Below are 13,847 nucleotides of genomic sequence, written 5' to 3'. Positions count from 1 at the left end.
GGGGCCGGAGCAAGGCGAAGGCCCGGCTGACGCAGGAGGAGGCGGCGGAAACAGCCGTCCGGCCGTTCCCGCAGGGGCGCATCACGCCACCTCAAGCACGATCTTGCCCATGTGGGTGCTGGATTCCATGCGTGCATGGGCGCCGGCCGCTTCCGCGAGAGGGAAGGTGCGGTCGATGAGGGGGCGGATGGCACCCTTCGCCAGCAGCGGCCAGACCTTCTCCGAGAGCGCATCGGCAATGGCCGCCTTTTCGGACACAGGGCGGGCGCGCAGCGTGGAGCCGGTGTGGGTGAGGCGCTTCAGCATCAGGCGCATGAAGTCGATCTGCACCTTGGAGCCTTCCTGGAAGGCGATCTGCACGATGCGCCCTTCCACGGCCGCCGCCTCATAATTGCGCTGGATATAGGCCCCGCCCACCATGTCGAGGATGACATTGGCACCCTTGCCGCCGGTGGCGCTTTTCACCACGGCCACGAAGTCCTCGCTCTTATAGTCGATGGCGACGTCCGCCCCGAGGCGCCGGCAAGCCTCGCATTTTTCCGCGGAGCCGGCGGTCACGATCACGCGGGCGCCGAACGCCTTGCCCAATTGGATGGCGGTGGTGCCGATGCCCGACGTGCCCCCATGCACGAGTAGGGTTTCCCCGGCATGGAGCCGCGCGCGGTCGAAGACATTGCTCCACACTGTGAAGAAGGTCTCCGGTAGGGCAGCCGCCTCCACCATCGAGAAGCCAGCGGGCACGGGCAGCGTTGTGGCCTCGGGCGCCGTGCAATAAGCGGCATATCCGCCTCCCGCCGCCAGCGCACACACCTCATCCCCCACCTTGTGCCGCGTCACGCCCGCCCCGAGCGCCACCACGGTGCCGGAAATCTCCAGCCCCGGCAGGTCGGAGGCGCCGGGAGGCGCGGGATAGAGGCCGCGCCGCTGGACAACGTCCGGCCGGTTGACGCCCGCCGCCGCCACCTTGATCAGCACCTCGCCGGCGGCGGGCACGGGCATGGGCCGCTCGCACGGGACGAGCACTTCCGGCCCGCCGGGGGTGGAAATGCAGATGGCAGACATGGTCGCGGGCAGATCGGTCATGGCACGGTTCCCGGTTGGAGCGGTGGAGGGGAGGGACATCCCCCGTCCGTGACGGTGCGGGGTGGGCGGCGGGGGCCGCCACAAGCCCCCTCTAGTAACCCATGCGGTGCGGCGCGAAAATGGCATCGCGCCCGGCCCGGCTCTGCGCGAGACGGCCGCGTGGCTTTGATCGGAGGTTGACCCATGGATGATGACCGCCCCACGCCCCCGCCGTCGCCGATCCAGCCTGGCGCGGACGTCTCGCGGCTCTCCGAGGATGAGCTCCTAGAGCGGATCGCGCTCCTGAAGGCGGAGATCGTGCGCCTTGAAGGCGCACTCGCCGCCAAGAAAGCCTCCCGCAGCGCGGCCGATGCCTTCTTCAAGCGATAGGCATTCAGCTTTCGTTAAGCGACGGGGGCTACTTTAGAGTTGTTCCGATGGAAGGCCTGCAGTCCTGGCCTTCTCGGACATCTGGCGTCCTCCCGTCGACCTGAGCCGCCGCAAGGCGGCTCTTCTGTGAGCGCCGTGCATCCCCGCAATTTCGCGTGCGCCGTGACAAGCGGCCTGGATTCCGCCGCAACGCGGGTGCAATGTCTTCCTCCCATGCACGGACGCGCCCCCTTGGCCGTCAGGAGGCGCAGATGGACAGAAGCATTGCGACCCTCGGCGTGCCGGGAAACGGTCCCTTCTCCCAGATGTACCGAGACGGGATGGATCTGCTGGAGCGGGTGAGCGCCTATCTCGGCGGCCCCGGCCGTCTTGAGGCGGCGCGCCTCTCCGAAGACGCCAACACCGCCTATCATGCGGAATCCCGCGCGCTGACCACCCTGCTGCTGCAGATTGCGGCTTGGCTGCTGATGGAGAGGGCGGTGGCGGAAGGCGAGATTTCCATGGATGTGGTGCGCCTGCAGGCCAGTCGCACGGACCTGAAGGCCCCACCCGCCGTCGCCTCTCCCGATCATCCCGAAGGCCTCAAGGCGCTGCGCGCGGAGGCCGAGGCCCTGCGCGCGGCGGTGTGCGCACGGGCCGAATATCTGCTTGGCGCAGCCAATGCCAATGGCGAGCGCCCCGCGCCGATGGGGCGGCCGCATCTTCAACTGGTCCGCAGACCGCAGGACTGAATGCACAGAAAGACCAAGCGTGGGGAGGCCGCTCTGCGACGGGCACGGCATGTGTCGGCACGCCCTCCTCGCGCATTCAAGTCATCCTTGCGTCTGTCCCGGATGTCGTGACGCGGATTTCGCGGTGGGGGAAAGGGTCCACCCGCTGCGCTGGGAGCATGGCCATGCGCAAACGCGCCGAGGCCGGATCGGGCCGATCCGTTTTGGATCCGACCTGTCCAGCCCCGGGGGGAGAAGCTCAGGGTGCGACCATGGCGCGCAGGCGCTGACCGCCCGCGCCGCCAAACGGCGCCGTCCAATCAGCCCTTGAGCAGGCCGCCGAACTTGTTCTTGAAGCGGGACACGCGGCCGCCGCGGTCCATCAGCTGCTGGGTGCCGCCGGTCCACGCGGGGTGGGTGCGGGGGTCGATGTCCAGCTGAAGGGCGTCACCCTCCTTGCCGTAAGTCGACCGCGTCGTGTACTCGGTGCCGTCCGTCATAACCACCTTGATGAAGTGGTAGTCGGGGTGAATCTCGCTCTTCATGGGTCACGTCCTTCTCGCCGCGCCAGAGACCAGCCGAACGGCGACGGTATGAATTCGTTTCCTGACGGAAGTGGCGGGTCTATAAACGAGAGCATGCGTTGACACAAGCCGACACCTCAGCGGATCGTCCGCAACTTCCGCCAAACCCCGCCTCCGAAGCGCCTTCCGCAACGGCATCCGGGCGGCGGCGCTCGCTCGGGCCGCTGCTCGCGCTCCTGCCGCATCTGCTGCGCTATCGGGTCCGGGTGGCCGCCGCGCTCGCGGCCCTGGTGGTGGCGGCGATGGCGACACTGGCCATGCCCATTGCCGTGCGGCGCATGATCGACCACGGCTTCACGGCGCCCGAGGCCGGTCTCATCGACCGCTATTTCATGATGCTGCTGGTGGTGGTGGGCGTTCTCGCCGCTGCCTCCGCCGTGCGCTATTATCTCGTGACCACGCTCGGAGAACGGGTGGTTGCGGATCTGCGCGATGCGGTCTTCGCCCGCCTGACCGCGCTGGATGGCGCCTTCTACGACACCGCCCGCGCTGGCGAGCTGACCTCCCGGCTGACCGCCGATACCACCCAGATCAAGGTGGTCGTTGCCACTTCCGCCTCCATCGCCCTGCGCAATTTCGCCCTGTGCGTCGGTTCCGTCGCAATGATGGTGGTAACGAGCCCGCGCCTTTCCGCCTTGGTGCTGGTGGCCATTCCGCTCATCGTGTTGCCGCTGGTCGCCTCCGGCCGCCGGGTGCGCAAGCGCTCGCGCCTGGCGCAGGACACGCTGGCGGATGCCTCGGCCTATGCGGCGGAAGCCATTTCGGCCATGCGGGCGGTGCAGGCCTCCAGCGCCGAGGGTGCGGCACGCGCGCGGTTCGCGGCGGCGGTGGAGCGCGCCTTCGTAGCCGCCCGGGATGCCACCAAGGCCCGCGCCGCGCTGACCGGCATCGGCATTTTCCTCGTCTTCGCCAGCGTGGTGGGCGTGCTCTGGGCCGGCGCCCAGTCGGTGATGACGGGCACCATGACGGCAGGCGATCTCAGCCAGTTCGTGCTGTTCGCGGTGCTGGCGGCAAGCGGCCTCGGCGAATTGTCCCAGACCTGGGGTGAGGTGTCCTCGGCCACGGGAGCTGCCGAGCGCATCGGCGAACTCCTGCGCGAGACACCAAAGGTGAAGGTCCCGGCCCGGCCGAAGGCCTTGCCGGCGCGTCTGTCCGGCGCCATCCAGTTCGACGAGGTGTCGTTTGCCTACCCCACGCGCCCCGATGGGCGGGCGCTGCATGGGGTGTCCTTCTCGGTGCGGCCTGGCGAGCGGGTGGCGTTGGTGGGGCCGTCCGGGGCGGGCAAGAGCACGGTGTTCCAATTGCTGGAGCGCTTCTATGACCCGCAGGCCGGCCAGATCCGGCTGGACGGCATCGACATCGCCGCTTGCGATCCCGTCGCGGTGCGTCGCCAGCTGGCGCTGGTGCCGCAGGACGTGGCCATCTTCGCCGATACGGTGTGCGAGAACATCCGCATCGCCCGGCCGGAGGCGACGGACGCCGAGGTGGAGGAGGCAGGACGCGCCGCCTTGGTGGACGAGTTCGTGGCGCGCCTGCCGCAGGGCTGGAAGACCCAGGTGGGCGAGCGGGGCGTGATGCTCTCCGGTGGCCAGCGCCAGCGCATTGTGATCGCCCGCGCCATCCTGCGCGCCGCGCCCATCCTCTTGCTGGACGAGGCGACTTCGGCTCTCGACGCCGAAAGCGAGACCCTCGTGCAGACGGCCCTGGAGCGCTCCATGGCGGGGCGGACCACTCTGGTCATTGCCCATCGCCTGGCCACCGTCCTCTCCGCCGACCGCATCCTGGTGATGGAAGGGGGGCGGATCGTGGACGAGGGCACCCATGGGGAATTGGTGGCCAAAGGCGGGCTCTATGCGCGCCTCGCGGCCTTGCAGTTCAATGGGGCGGCCTGATCAGGGCTTCCATTCCATCCGCCAGATGGCGCGGCCGGACAGCGGGTTGCGTCCTTCTGCGGCGATGGCGAAGCCGAGGCGCCGGTAAAAGGCGACGGCGCGGGGATTGTCTTGGTTCACGTCAAGGGCGATGCCTGCGGGAGACACCTGCCGTGCGGCAGCCATGAGCACTTCGGCGGCGCCCTTTCCCCAGAAGGCGGGGGCGACGGCCAGTTGATCCAGATAGCCGGTGGCCGGAGCGATGGCGACGAAGCCGGCCGGCAGACCGCCCCGCGCGCCCGTCTCCGCAGGCACTGCCACCAGGATCTCGGCCCCGGTCTGCCGCAGTGTCTCGAAATGACCCAGGAACCACGGGCGGCGGGCCTCGAAATCGATCTCGGGCATGGTCTTCGCCCAACTCGCCACCCAGAGGTCGGCGAGCGCGGCCCGTTGGCCAGGCTCATAGGGCGTGACGTGAAACGGGGGGCGGGCATCCTTTGTCGAGGCATCCTGGGTCATGGCGTATCCGTGCCCGCCAGCCGGCGGATGCGCCATGAAGCCCCGGCATGTCTCAAGGAAAAGTTGCCGGCGCGCCAGCCTCAGTCTGGCACCACTAGGCGCCCCGCCGCGTCGAACGGGAAATAGGGATTGTACGCGATCTCCCACACATGGCCGTCGCGGTCGGCGAAATAGCCCATATAGCCGCCCCAGAAGATGGGCTGGGCCGGCCGCAGGATGCGGGCTCCCAGGGATGCCGCCCGCGCCATCAGCGTGTCCACTTCGGCTTCGCTGGCTGTGTTGCAGGCCAGCGTGATGCCGCGAAAGGCGCCGGAGGCGTCGAGGTCGGTCACCTCGGCATCCCGCGCCAGCGCCTGGGACGGATAGAGCGACAGGATGAGATGGCCCGCCTCGAAGAAGGCGACGTTCTCATGGGCCTTGCCCCGGCGTTCAAACCCGAAGGCGGTGTAGAAGGCGGCGGCCTGAGGCAGGTCCGCGACCCCCAGCGTCACCAGGTGAAGGCCCGGTCGCGCGGACGCGGCGGGCGGGGACGCGTTGGCGTGGGGGTGGGGCTGGGGGTGGGCGGGCATGAAACCTCCAGAGGGGCGGCCTGGGCTGAAGACCGGGCGAAGGCTGGGCGGTGATCAGGCGAAGGGCGGATGGGTCAGAACAGGGAAAGCTGCTCCCCCGGCTGGGGCGGCTTGCGGAAATGCTCGGTGGTGAGCTTCAGCCCCCGGCCCACCAGCCCGAGGCGGCGGGCGGCGATCTCGAAGCGGCGGCCGATGGTCCAGGCATAGGGGCCGGTGCCCCGTCCCCGGCTGCCGAAGGTGGAATCATAATCCCGCCCGCCGTGCATTTCCCGCACCAGGGAGAAGACGTGGCGGGCCTTGTCGGGAAAATGGGCCACCAGCCATTCGCGGAACAGGTCGGCGATCTCCAGCGGCAGGCGCAAGGTCACATAGCCAGCCTCCGTCGCTCCCGCCGCCTTCGCGGAATCCAGGATCCGCTCGATCTCCATGTCGTTGAGCGCGGGGATGAGCGGGGCCGTCAACACCGCTGTCGGGATGCCGGCGTCCGTCAGGCGGCGGATGGTCTCCAGCCGGCGCATGGGCGAGGCTGCGCGCGGCTCCATGAGGCGGGAGAGCTTGTGGTCCAAGGTGGTGATGGAGATGGCCACCTTCACCAGACCCCGCTCGGCCATGGGTTTGAGGATATCGATGTCGCGCGCCACGAGGCCGGACTTGGTGACGATGCCCACCGGATGGCCGAAATCGTTCAGCACGTGGAGGAGCTTGCGGGTGATCTCCCACTGCCGCTCGATGGGCTGGTAGGGGTCCGTATTGGTGCCCATGGCGATGGTGCGCGGCTTGTAGGACGGATGCGACAACTCGCGCGCCAGCAATTCCGGTGCATCGGGCTTCACGAACAGCCGGGTCTCGAAATCGATCCCCGCCGAGAGGCCCTGATAGGCATGGGTCGGGCGCGCGAAGCAATAGATGCAGCCATGCTCGCAGCCCCGATAGGCATTGATGGACCGGTCGAAGGCGATGTCGGGCGACTGGTTGCGGGTGATGACGGTGCGCGCCCGCTCTTCCGTCACCTGTGTGAGGAAGGGTGGCAGATCCTCCAGGCTTTCCCAGCCATCGTCGAAGGGAATGCGGGCAGCCGGCTCGAACCGGCCGGCGGCGTTGGAGACGGCGCCGCGGCCCCGGCGGCGGTCGCTGTCCACCGTGCAGGGCAGCATCTCGTCGGCAAAGGGCGCGGCGGCGTCCTGAGCGGACTGTCGGTCCTGCAGGAGGCGCCCCACAATGCGCTCGGGGTGCGGCGTTTTTTTCTTCAGGGACCGGGCGGAGGGTTCGCCGCCCGGGGCGTCTGCGGAGCGCATGACCCCGCCGTGGCGGCCGAAGCTGCCGCTAGGGACGGAAGCTGTTGAGTCGTGGCGTAAATCCATGCCTGCAGGCTAGCGTCAGACGCAGAACAGAACAAGAACAAATGCGATCACATTCTTATGTAGGAGGGGCTGGTCAGTCATTGATATATAGAATACTGTATATTAAGCGCAGTTGCCACAAACGCCCTTTCCAGGTTAAAGGGCAAAGTCCAAAAAATGCGCGCTAGGGGGAGTGACATGGCCGATCACGGCTCGGTGGAATATGCCACCGCGGCAGGCAACGATTATGCCGAGCACCAGCGGACGTACGCTCTGTTCACGGGCCTCGCCAAATGGGGCACCGTAGGCGTCGCCGTGCTCATGGTCCTCATGTGGATTTTCCTGCTCTGAGTTGAACACTCGGACATCGGAGACGTTTCAGATGAAAATCGCTGTCCCCGCCGAGGTTGATCTCGGCGAGCCGCGGGTCGCTGCGACCCCGGATACGGTCAAGCGCTTGTCCGCCCTCGGCGCCACTTTCGCGGTGCAGAGTGGGGCAGGCCTGAATTCTGGCATTACGGACGCGGACTATGAGGCGATGGGCGCCACCATCGTCCCCACTGGCGCCGATGCGGTTGCTGGCGCCGACGTGGTGCTGAAGGTGCGCCGTCCGACCGAATCCGAGCTGTCCGCCTATCCGCGCGGCGCGCTCGTTTTGGCCATCATGGACCCCTACGGCAATGACGCCGCGCTCAAGGCCATGGCCGATGCGGGCATCTCCGCCTTCTCCATGGAGCTGATGCCCCGCATCACCCGTGCCCAGGTGATGGACGTGCTGTCCTCCCAGGCGAACCTGGCCGGCTATCGCGCCGTCATCGATGCCGCCGAGCAGTTCGGACGCGCGCTGCCGATGATGATGACCGCCGCGGGCACCGTTCCCGCCGCGCGCTGCTTCGTCATGGGCGCCGGCGTCGCTGGCCTCCAGGCCATCGCCACCGCCCGCCGCCTCGGCGCGGTGGTGACCGCCACCGACGTGCGGCCCGCCGCCAAGGAGCAGGTGGAATCCCTCGGCGCCAAGTTCATCGCCGTGGAGGACGAGGAGTTCAAGCAGGCCGAGACCGCCGCGGGCTATGCCAAGCCCATGTCGGCGGAATACCAGGCCAAGCAGCAGGCTCTTGTCGCCGAGCACATCAAGAAGCAGGATTTGGTGATCACCACCGCCCTCATTCCCGGCCGGGCCGCGCCCCGCCTGGTGACGGCGGCCATGGTGTCCTCCATGAAGCCCGGTTCGGTGATCGTCGATCTCGCGGTCGAGCGCGGTGGCAATGTGGAAGGCTCGCAGGCCGGCTACATCACCAATGTGAACGGCGTGAAGATCGTCGGCTACCTGAACGTGCCCGGCCGCATCGCCGCGTCCGCCTCCCAGCTTTATGCGAAGAACCTCTTCGCATTCCTCGAGACCATGATCGACAAGGGCTCCAAGGCCCTGGCGGTGAAGTGGGACGACGAGCTCGTGAAGGCGACGCTCCTCACCCGCGACGGCGCCGTCGTCCATCCCAGCTTCGCCCCCAAGGTTGAGGGAGCCGTCCAATGAGCAATGTTGCATCGCAGACGGCCGTGGATGCCGCCTCCCAGGCGCGCGCCGCCGCCGAGGTGGCCCGCCAGGCGGCCGAGGTCGCCCAGGCCTATGCGGACCAGGCGGCCACCGCCCTTGGCGCCGCCGCCCATGCCGCCACCGGCGGGGCCATCGACCCCTTCGTGTTCCGCCTGTCCATCTTCGTGCTGGCGGTGTTCGTGGGCTATTATGTGGTGTGGTCGGTGACCCCCGCGCTCCACACGCCCCTGATGTCCGTCACCAACGCCATCTCCTCGGTGATCGTGGTGGGCGCCCTCCTGGCGGTGGGTGTCTCGACGGTCGGCGATGTCGGCCATTCCTGGGGCGCGCGCCTGTTCGGCTTCATCGCGCTCATCTTCGCCTCGGTGAACATTTTCGGCGGGTTCATGGTGACCAGCCGCATGCTCGCCATGTACCAGAAGAAGAAGTGAGGATCTGAGCGATGAACGCCAATATCGCCGCCCTCCTTTACCTGGTCTCGGGCATCCTGTTCATCCTGGCGCTGCGCGGCCTGTCGCATCCCACCACCTCCCGGCAGGGCAACCTGTTCGGCATGGTCGGCATGGGCATTGCGGTCCTGACCACGCTGGCCCTCTCCCCGCCCGCCGACGCCATGGGCTGGGTGCTGGTGATCGCCGGCATCGGCATCGGTGGCGGCATCGGCGCGGTGGTGGCCCGCCGCATCGCCATGACCGCCATGCCGCAGCTGGTTGCGGCCTTCCACTCGCTGGTCGGCCTTGCCGCCGTGCTGGTGGCTGCTGCTGCCCTCTATGCGCCCGCCGCCTTCGGCATCGGTGATCCCGGCCACCTCCATGGCGCGAGCCTGGTGGAAATGTCGCTGGGCGTGGCCATCGGCGCCATCACCTTCACCGGCTCCATCATCGCCTTCGCCAAGCTGAACGGAAACATGTCGGGCAAGCCCATCATGCTGCCGTTCCGCCACCTGGTGAATGCGGGCCTCGCCATCCTGCTGCTGGTGCTGATCGTCGCCTTCGTGATGACCGGCTCCATCACCCTGTTCTGGATCATCACCATCATCTCTCTGGTGCTGGGCGGCCTGCTCATCATCCCGATCGGCGGCGCCGACATGCCGGTGGTGGTGTCCATGCTCAACTCCTATTCGGGTTGGGCGGCGGCCGGCATCGGCTTCACGCTGGGCAACACGGCGCTGATCATCACCGGCGCGCTGGTGGGCTCCTCGGGCGCGATCCTGTCCTACATCATGTGCAAGGGCATGAACCGCTCCTTCATCTCCGTCATCCTGGGTGGCTTCGGCGGCGAGACCGCCGGCGGACCGGCCGGTGCGGTGGAAGCTCGCCCGATCAAGCAGGGCTCGGCGGATGATGCGGCCTACATCATGAAGAACGCGCAGAAGGTCATCATCGTGCCCGGCTACGGCATGGCGGTGGCCCAGGCCCAGCACGCGCTGCGCGAAATGGCCGATATCCTCAAGGAAGAGGGTGTCGAGGTGAAGTACGCCATCCACCCGGTGGCGGGCCGCATGCCCGGGCACATGAACGTGCTGCTGGCGGAAGCCCAGGTGCCCTATGACGAGGTGTTCGAGCTGGAGGACATCAACTCCGAGTTCGCCCAGGCGGACGTGGCCTTCGTCATCGGCGCCAATGACGTCACCAACCCGGCGGCCAAGACCGACCCGGCCTCGCCCATCTTCGGCATGCCGATCCTGGACGTGGAGAAGGCCAAGACCGTGCTCTTCATCAAGCGCGGCATGGGCTCGGGCTATGCCGGCGTGGAGAACGAATTGTTCTTCCGCGACAACACCATGATGCTGTTCGGCGACGCCAAGAAGGTGACCGAGGAAGTGGTCAAGAACCTCTGATCCTTCCAGGACAGCGCAAGAAAGAGGGGCCGCCGGGCGCACGCCGGGCGGCCTTTTTCTTTGCCTGACGGGCGGTGGCTCACCAATGGCGCGCCGCCGCCGTCGCTCAGGCGCCCGGCGGCTCCTTCGGCGTGGTGTCGAACCGGGCTTCGCCGATCTCATGGCCATGGCGGGATATGAAGCGGGCCAGCGCGAAGGCGCCAAGTATGGTCACCACAAGGACGAGACCCAGCGCGAGGACGCCGCTGCCCTCCTGGTAGAGCTTGGCCATGGCGGCCATCCCCGTCAGCAGGATGACGCTCACGCCACCGCCCACGGCGACGGTGCTTGCGGGCTTCGGGGCTGTCTCGGGAAGGGGATCGCTCATGCCTCACCCTGGCAGCCGCACCCGGGAGGCGCAAGCGGCGTCGCGCCCCCGATCCGGCCCCGCTCAGGCGGCAGCCTTCAGCGTCTTCTCCACATAGCGGCTTTCCTGGGTGCGCCCGCCATAGCCATAGGCGTCGGCCTTCACCTCGCGCACCAGGACGTAGCTCTCCGGATGCAGCGGCCCCAGCGCCTGGGCCATGGCCGCGAAGGTGGCTGCGATGAAGGCGGCCTTCTCGTCCTTGGTGTTGGTGCCATCAACCACCGCGATGTCCAGCCAGAAGGAGGCGAGCCCCGCCTCCGCGAGGCTCTCGCCAGCGACGAACCACTGATCCGCCGGCAGGAAGGTGACGGCCACCGAGGTGAGCTTTTCATCCTTGCGCAGGATGCGGGCGGAGAGGCCCGAAAGCGTCGCCGCGATGGCGCGGGCTTGGGCGGCGTCGGAGGAGCCGGAGAGGGTGACTTGAAGGATGGGCATCGGGAGCCTCCATCGGTTGAGGTGATGGGGGAAAGATAGGGCGGCAGAAATCATGATAAAAATTGAATTCTCAAAATCATGAATTTCGATATGCTCATAAAATGGAGCCGCGTCCCGCTCCCACTCAGCGTGGCGAGGCCGTGCGCGACCGAGGGAAGCCCCGCCATGATCCGCACGCTCGATCTCGATTTGCTCCGCTCCTTCGCGGCGGTGGCGGAGCTGGGGTCTATCTCGGCGGCGGCGCAGCGGGTGGGGCGGACCCAGTCGGCGGTGAGCCTCCAGATGGACCGGCTTTCCGAACAGGTGGGCTTCCCGGTGATCGAGCGGAAGGGGCGGGGTGTCATGCTCACCGCCCGGGGCGGGGCCTTCCTGGACGATGCCCGGCACCTGCTCGATCTCAACGACCGCATCCTCGCCCAGCATGTGCACGGCACCTTCGCGCAGCCTCTGCGCCTCGGCTTCGTGCAGGATGTGGGCGAGACCGCCATGCAGCGCATCCTGGCGCGCCTGGCCGCCCAGTTTCCCCAGGCGCCCATCACTGTGCGGGTATGCTCCACCCAGACCTTGCTGGATCGGCTGAACGTGGCGGACCTGGATCTGGCGGTGGGATTCCGGCGCGACAGCGACCTGCCGGCTCGGGTGGTGGCGCGGGAGCCCATGCATTGGTACGCCGCGCGGCAGTTCCGGCTGGATGCGGGAAGCCCGGTGCCGCTGCTTCTGTTCGAGCAGCCCTGCGTGTTCCGGGCGGCGGCCATCTCCGCGCTCACGGCGGCGGGGCGGCCCTTCCGCGTGGCCTTCACCAGCCCGAGCCTGCCGGGCCTGATGGCGGCGGTGGGGGCGGGCATGGGCGTGACCGTGCGCTCACCCCGCGCTATGCGGGCGGATCTGGTGGCGGTGACCGATCTCGTCAGCGCGCCGCTGCCCGAGGTGGAATTCGTGCTCTATGGCCGCAGTGATGCACCTCAGCCCGCCTTGCAGCAGGTGGAGGCCGTCATCCGCGAGGAAGTGCGCTGCGAGCGCCCGCTTTTTGCGGCAGCGTGAGGGCGCCCGAACCGTTCGGGCGCCCGCTTGGCATCAGTGCTTGTGGTCCATGCCCGACATGCCGCCGGACGCGGGTGGCGCCCCCGCGCCGGCGCCGATGGAGCGCACCTGGAAGGTCACGTCCACCTTGCCGGCCTTCTCGAACACCAGCGTCCCCTTGACGGTGTCGCCGTCCTTCAGCTGCTGGGCGAGGTCCATGAACATGAGGTGGTAGCCACCCGGCGCCAACGTGACGCTGCCGCCGGGGGGAATGACGAGGCCGTCCTTCAGCGGACGCATGGTCATCACCCCATCCTTGACCGCCATCTCATGGATCTCCACACGACCGGAGGCGGCGAAGGTGCCGGAGACCAGCATGTCGGGCGTGGTGCCCGCATTGGTGATCTTCAGGAAGCCGCCGGCCACCTTGGCGCCGCCAGGCGTGGCGCGCGACCAGGGCGCCTCGATGGTGATGTCGCCGGCCTTGAACACAGCCGCAGTCTGAGCCTGGGCGGCGGCCGCCACCTTCAGGACGGGCGCGGGCCGCGGCGGGCGTGGGCCGCCGGCGGCGGGGATTTCCGCCCAGTTGGTGCTGGCGGTACCGCAGCTCTGGAGCACGGGGAAATAGAGCGTGGCCGGGTTCGCTTGCGGCGCCAGATAGGCGACGAAGGTGAACTCGTCATAATAGGCGTCGGGCAGCTCGCCCCCCGACCAGGTGATGGTCTTCACGCCCTTCGAGACGGGCGGGCCGTGCATCACCTCATAGGAGCGCCCGTAATCGCCGATCTGTGTGGCCAGCGTCCAGCCGGCCTTGGGCTGGGGCTTTACGGAAATCACGCCGTCGGGCAGCGTGACCTGGATGGCGGTGGTGGCTGCTCCCTCGCAGCCGTGGGGCACCTTCAGCGTGCCCTTGAAGGAGCGGCCGGACTGCGCTTCGGCCGGCTCCAACGTCACATGGGCGAAAGCCGGGACAGCAGCGGCTGGCAGGGCGGCGACGGCGAGGAAAGCGGCGGTCCAGCCGCGCGCAAGAAAGCGGGACATGAAACATCTCCGATGACAGGACAGGATGGTGCGGCGTCAGGCGCGCGCCGGAGGGCCTGTGGCATCGAAGGGGAACAGGGCCGCCTGCGTGAAGGAGGGGCCGGCGAGCGGCCGAGCCATGCGCAGGGGAACGGGAAGGGGCGGGGCGAGGCGCGCCACCGGCACGGCCCCGAGCGCGGCCGGCACATGGCCGGCGGTGCAGCCCATCAGGCAGCACAAGGCGTCGTGGTGGTCGGGGCTGTCCGGCGCGGGAGCGGGATTGGCGCCAAGCATCTGGCTGGGCAGGCAGAGCCCTTCCGTCGCCAATGCGGAACCCGGGCCATGCTGCGCGCCGGCGGCAAAGCCGAGCACGCTCTGCAGCACCAGCAGATAGGCGAGGGCCATCGCGCCGAGCCAGCGGGCGGTCGCCTTCATCCAAGCTGCCTGTGCGGTGGCCGTCATGCGCGGCTTTTCCTGCCCGAGCGTTCCTCACCCGGCGTGCGCCGGTGCCCATGCCAATAGGGCG

The 13,847-nt window shown here is 68.2% G+C and carries 17 protein-coding genes; 8 read left to right on the top strand and 9 right to left on the bottom strand.

Going from position 1 to position 13,847, the window contains the following annotated elements:
* Positions 1-81: 81 nt before the first annotated feature.
* On the bottom strand, positions 82-1,083 hold the full coding sequence (locus tag J5J86_RS06310) for an NAD(P)H-quinone oxidoreductase (RefSeq protein ID WP_209104015.1): 1,002 nt from the start codon (positions 1,081-1,083) through the stop codon (positions 82-84).
* A gap of 183 nt (positions 1,084-1,266) precedes the next feature.
* On the opposite strand from J5J86_RS06310, the gene J5J86_RS06305 reads away from it, so the two are divergent.
* Positions 1,267-1,452 (top strand): DUF1192 family protein, encoded by a 186-nt coding sequence (locus J5J86_RS06305; protein ID WP_209104014.1) that lies wholly within the window; start codon positions 1,267-1,269, stop codon positions 1,450-1,452.
* A gap of 251 nt (positions 1,453-1,703) precedes the next feature.
* Positions 1,704-2,183, top strand: a complete 480-nt coding sequence (locus tag J5J86_RS06300) for a DUF1465 family protein (protein WP_209104013.1) — start codon at positions 1,704-1,706, stop codon at positions 2,181-2,183.
* 299 nt (positions 2,184-2,482) lie between these two features.
* Here J5J86_RS06300 and rpmE read toward each other — a convergent pair whose 3' ends face one another.
* Positions 2,483-2,707, bottom strand: coding sequence for a 50S ribosomal protein L31 (gene rpmE / locus J5J86_RS06295; RefSeq protein ID WP_209104012.1), 225 nt, complete (start codon positions 2,705-2,707; stop codon positions 2,483-2,485).
* Between the two features lie 98 nt (positions 2,708-2,805).
* Here rpmE and J5J86_RS06290 point away from each other — a divergent pair, with 98 nt between their 5' ends.
* Positions 2,806-4,638, top strand: coding sequence for an ABC transporter transmembrane domain-containing protein (locus tag J5J86_RS06290; RefSeq protein WP_209104011.1), 1,833 nt, complete (start codon positions 2,806-2,808; stop codon positions 4,636-4,638).
* Here the strand turns inward: J5J86_RS06290 and J5J86_RS06285 are convergent, their stop codons facing one another.
* The 3 genes from J5J86_RS06285 to J5J86_RS06275 form a co-directional block, all read right to left on the bottom strand.
* Positions 4,639-5,136 carry a GNAT family N-acetyltransferase gene (locus tag J5J86_RS06285; RefSeq protein WP_209104010.1) on the bottom strand — a complete coding sequence of 166 codons (498 nt, stop codon included), beginning with the start codon at positions 5,134-5,136 and terminating at the stop codon, positions 4,639-4,641.
* Positions 5,137-5,216: 80 nt separating this feature from the next.
* Positions 5,217-5,705: a VOC family protein gene (locus J5J86_RS06280; RefSeq protein ID WP_209104009.1), complete on the bottom strand. Its 489-nt coding sequence runs from the start codon at positions 5,703-5,705 to the stop codon at positions 5,217-5,219.
* 74 nt (positions 5,706-5,779) lie between these two features.
* Positions 5,780-6,859, bottom strand: a complete 1,080-nt coding sequence (locus J5J86_RS06275; protein WP_209105269.1) for a PA0069 family radical SAM protein — start codon at positions 6,857-6,859, stop codon at positions 5,780-5,782.
* A gap of 384 nt (positions 6,860-7,243) precedes the next feature.
* On the opposite strand from J5J86_RS06275, the gene J5J86_RS06270 reads away from it, so the two are divergent.
* From J5J86_RS06270 to J5J86_RS06255, 4 genes are read left to right on the top strand one after another with little or no spacing between them, the layout of a single operon-like run.
* Complete coding sequence (locus J5J86_RS06270) at positions 7,244-7,396, top strand: aa3-type cytochrome c oxidase subunit IV (RefSeq protein WP_209104008.1); 153 nt, start codon at positions 7,244-7,246, stop codon at positions 7,394-7,396.
* 31 nt (positions 7,397-7,427) lie between these two features.
* Complete coding sequence (locus J5J86_RS06265) at positions 7,428-8,579, top strand: Re/Si-specific NAD(P)(+) transhydrogenase subunit alpha (RefSeq protein WP_209104007.1); 1,152 nt, start codon at positions 7,428-7,430, stop codon at positions 8,577-8,579.
* A complete protein-coding gene (locus tag J5J86_RS06260; protein WP_209104006.1) occupies positions 8,576-9,031 on the top strand; it encodes a proton-translocating transhydrogenase family protein in 456 nt (151 codons plus the stop codon). Before J5J86_RS06265 ends, J5J86_RS06260 begins: the two co-directional genes overlap by 4 nt.
* An 11-nt stretch (positions 9,032-9,042) precedes the next feature.
* A complete protein-coding gene (locus tag J5J86_RS06255; RefSeq protein WP_209104005.1) occupies positions 9,043-10,440 on the top strand; it encodes an NAD(P)(+) transhydrogenase (Re/Si-specific) subunit beta in 1,398 nt (465 codons plus the stop codon).
* Between the two features lie 106 nt (positions 10,441-10,546).
* On the opposite strand, the gene J5J86_RS06250 is transcribed toward J5J86_RS06255, so the two are convergent.
* Complete coding sequence (locus J5J86_RS06250) at positions 10,547-10,807, bottom strand: hypothetical protein (protein ID WP_209104004.1); 261 nt, start codon at positions 10,805-10,807, stop codon at positions 10,547-10,549.
* Between the two features lie 63 nt (positions 10,808-10,870).
* Entirely contained in the window at positions 10,871-11,281 is a 411-nt protein-coding gene (locus J5J86_RS06245) for a tautomerase family protein (RefSeq protein ID WP_209104003.1), read from the bottom strand.
* Positions 11,282-11,446: 165 nt separating this feature from the next.
* Here J5J86_RS06245 and J5J86_RS06240 point away from each other — a divergent pair, with 165 nt between their 5' ends.
* Positions 11,447-12,322 carry a LysR substrate-binding domain-containing protein gene (locus J5J86_RS06240; protein WP_209104002.1) on the top strand — a complete coding sequence of 292 codons (876 nt, stop codon included), beginning with the start codon at positions 11,447-11,449 and terminating at the stop codon, positions 12,320-12,322.
* Between the two features lie 33 nt (positions 12,323-12,355).
* On the opposite strand, the gene J5J86_RS06235 is transcribed toward J5J86_RS06240, so the two are convergent.
* Positions 12,356-13,342: a DUF1775 domain-containing protein gene (locus J5J86_RS06235; protein ID WP_209104001.1), complete on the bottom strand. Its 987-nt coding sequence runs from the start codon at positions 13,340-13,342 to the stop codon at positions 12,356-12,358.
* A gap of 36 nt (positions 13,343-13,378) precedes the next feature.
* Complete coding sequence (locus tag J5J86_RS06230) at positions 13,379-13,783, bottom strand: hypothetical protein (RefSeq protein ID WP_209104000.1); 405 nt, start codon at positions 13,781-13,783, stop codon at positions 13,379-13,381.
* Between the last annotated feature and the right edge of the window lie 64 nt (positions 13,784-13,847).

Source organism: Aquabacter sp. L1I39, assembly GCF_017742835.1.
Lineage (GTDB): Bacteria > Pseudomonadota > Alphaproteobacteria > Rhizobiales > Xanthobacteraceae > L1I39.
Note: the sequence above shows the minus strand (reverse complement) of the source record. Positions and strands in the feature narration are given on the sequence as shown.

What these genes read in the sequence shown, in the direction of transcription:
- J5J86_RS06230 (WP_209104000.1), bottom strand. Translation starts at nt 13,783, where the DNA reads ATGACGGCCACCGCACAGGCAGCTTGGATGAAGGCGACCGCCCGCTGG.
- J5J86_RS06310 (WP_209104015.1), bottom strand. Translation starts at nt 1,083, where the DNA reads ATGACCGATCTGCCCGCGACCATGTCTGCCATCTGCATTTCCACCCCC.
- J5J86_RS06275 (WP_209105269.1), bottom strand. Translation starts at nt 6,859, where the DNA reads ATGCTGCCCTGCACGGTGGACAGCGACCGCCGCCGGGGCCGCGGCGCC.
- J5J86_RS06250 (WP_209104004.1), bottom strand. Translation starts at nt 10,807, where the DNA reads ATGAGCGATCCCCTTCCCGAGACAGCCCCGAAGCCCGCAAGCACCGTC.
- J5J86_RS06260 (WP_209104006.1), top strand. Translation starts at nt 8,576, where the DNA reads ATGAGCAATGTTGCATCGCAGACGGCCGTGGATGCCGCCTCCCAGGCG.
- J5J86_RS06280 (WP_209104009.1), bottom strand. Translation starts at nt 5,705, where the DNA reads ATGCCCGCCCACCCCCAGCCCCACCCCCACGCCAACGCGTCCCCGCCC.
- J5J86_RS06235 (WP_209104001.1), bottom strand. Translation starts at nt 13,342, where the DNA reads ATGTCCCGCTTTCTTGCGCGCGGCTGGACCGCCGCTTTCCTCGCCGTC.
- J5J86_RS06265 (WP_209104007.1), top strand. Translation starts at nt 7,428, where the DNA reads ATGAAAATCGCTGTCCCCGCCGAGGTTGATCTCGGCGAGCCGCGGGTC.
- J5J86_RS06245 (WP_209104003.1), bottom strand. Translation starts at nt 11,281, where the DNA reads ATGCCCATCCTTCAAGTCACCCTCTCCGGCTCCTCCGACGCCGCCCAA.
- J5J86_RS06300 (WP_209104013.1), top strand. Translation starts at nt 1,704, where the DNA reads ATGGACAGAAGCATTGCGACCCTCGGCGTGCCGGGAAACGGTCCCTTC.
- rpmE (WP_209104012.1), bottom strand. Translation starts at nt 2,707, where the DNA reads ATGAAGAGCGAGATTCACCCCGACTACCACTTCATCAAGGTGGTTATG.
- J5J86_RS06255 (WP_209104005.1), top strand. Translation starts at nt 9,043, where the DNA reads ATGAACGCCAATATCGCCGCCCTCCTTTACCTGGTCTCGGGCATCCTG.
- J5J86_RS06240 (WP_209104002.1), top strand. Translation starts at nt 11,447, where the DNA reads ATGATCCGCACGCTCGATCTCGATTTGCTCCGCTCCTTCGCGGCGGTG.
- J5J86_RS06305 (WP_209104014.1), top strand. Translation starts at nt 1,267, where the DNA reads ATGGATGATGACCGCCCCACGCCCCCGCCGTCGCCGATCCAGCCTGGC.
- J5J86_RS06270 (WP_209104008.1), top strand. Translation starts at nt 7,244, where the DNA reads ATGGCCGATCACGGCTCGGTGGAATATGCCACCGCGGCAGGCAACGAT.
- J5J86_RS06285 (WP_209104010.1), bottom strand. Translation starts at nt 5,136, where the DNA reads ATGACCCAGGATGCCTCGACAAAGGATGCCCGCCCCCCGTTTCACGTC.